General features: G+C 33.5%; 2 protein-coding genes. Both read left to right on the top strand.

The window, feature by feature from the left end:
- Positions 1-516: hypothetical protein (locus F602_RS10060; RefSeq protein ID WP_040839495.1), on the top strand; the 516-nt coding region annotated here is incomplete at its 5' end.
- Positions 513-962 carry a hypothetical protein gene (locus F602_RS0100010; protein WP_018165940.1) on the top strand — a complete coding sequence of 150 codons (450 nt, stop codon included), beginning with the start codon at positions 513-515 and terminating at the stop codon, positions 960-962. The genes F602_RS10060 and F602_RS0100010, both read left to right, overlap by 4 nt.
- Positions 963-1,279: the final 317 nt, after the last annotated feature.

Here is a 1,279-nt window from a genome sequence, read left to right on the forward strand (position 1 = left end):
CATTACCTGAACCTCTACAAGCATATCCAAGAAACTGGTCGCAGACCAGATGGCACCCCAGCCACAGACCTAGAGAAAAAGATAGCGCCGTATGTGCCACTCATTCCAATTATTCAAGCAGGGGTAGGTACTTATACCACTAGGCAGTTTATTAAATATGAATCTTCCTTAAATAGTTCTCAAGTTCACTCTCAGAAAAGTCAGAGTTTAGAAAATAAATACGAGCCATTTGTACCAGATGCCAAATATAGTAAAAAATTACCTCAAAATGTTTCGCCTGGAATAAAATATTTGCACAAATATGATGCTAATGGTGTGATAAAACAAACAAAATTTTATGATGATTATGGTCGTCAGATTGGGTGGGTAGACTATTCTGACCATGGTCATCCAAATAATCATTCAAATCCCCATTGGCATCAGATTATATATAATAAAGATACACTAGGTACAGGATATAAAATTGATTATCGATTTGAGAAAAATATCCCATATAATTTTGGAGGTAACCAATGAGAAAATATAATTTTTTACTAGAAGGTAAAAATGTAAATTTCGTGGAAGACATTTTAAAAGTTTTAGAAGAAATTTCTATTCCTTTATACATTTATCTGTCTGAATTTAATGTTATTCCAAGTAATAACGGAAATTCTCAAGCGGATATTTTGGAACGTGATAACCTAATCGAGTTCTCGAGTATGATTAGGTTTAACCACTTTAGCTTAATTGAACTGACAGATTTTTCAAGGCTACTAAAAAAGTGTGAGAATATTTGGGATTTGAATTTTATTGTTGTTTCCAAGATACAATCTGTTGAGGAACTGTATCAAAATATAGAAACAGCAAAATCATTTTGCATTTGTTTAGAAATTGAAGAAGAGGAAATAATTACGTTCTCGGTTTCTGAGAGTTTTGTAAAACAGTTTGAAAAGGTCTTGAAAATCTATAATGCAATTTTGTAAATAAATTCATACAATTGAGGAGGATTCTCAATGGTATCTTGAAAACTCTTTTGCAGGACATAATCACCTAGGATTTTTTCTGGGTGATTTCTTTTTGGTATGATAGAATATATACATAGATCTTCGAAAATCTAACTACTATACAAGACTAGCTGAGAAGCTCTGCTTTTTTCCAAAGAAACCATCACCCAAGATGGACAAACTCTGGTCCAAGCCTACAGCTATGATAGTCTGGGTCAACTGACCAATATGGCTATCTCTGATCAAAATAGTCAGGAGTTAGCTACCTTTAGCTACACCTATGACTTGGCTGGCAA

It is taken from the genome of Streptococcus minor DSM 17118 (assembly GCF_000377005.1).
In the GTDB taxonomy this organism is placed as follows: Bacteria; Bacillota; Bacilli; order Lactobacillales; family Streptococcaceae; genus Streptococcus; species Streptococcus minor.

Coding starts and splice junctions, on each gene's coding strand:
- F602_RS0100010 (WP_018165940.1), top strand. CDS start 513: ATGAGAAAATATAATTTTTTACTAGAAGGTAAAAATGTAAATTTCGTG.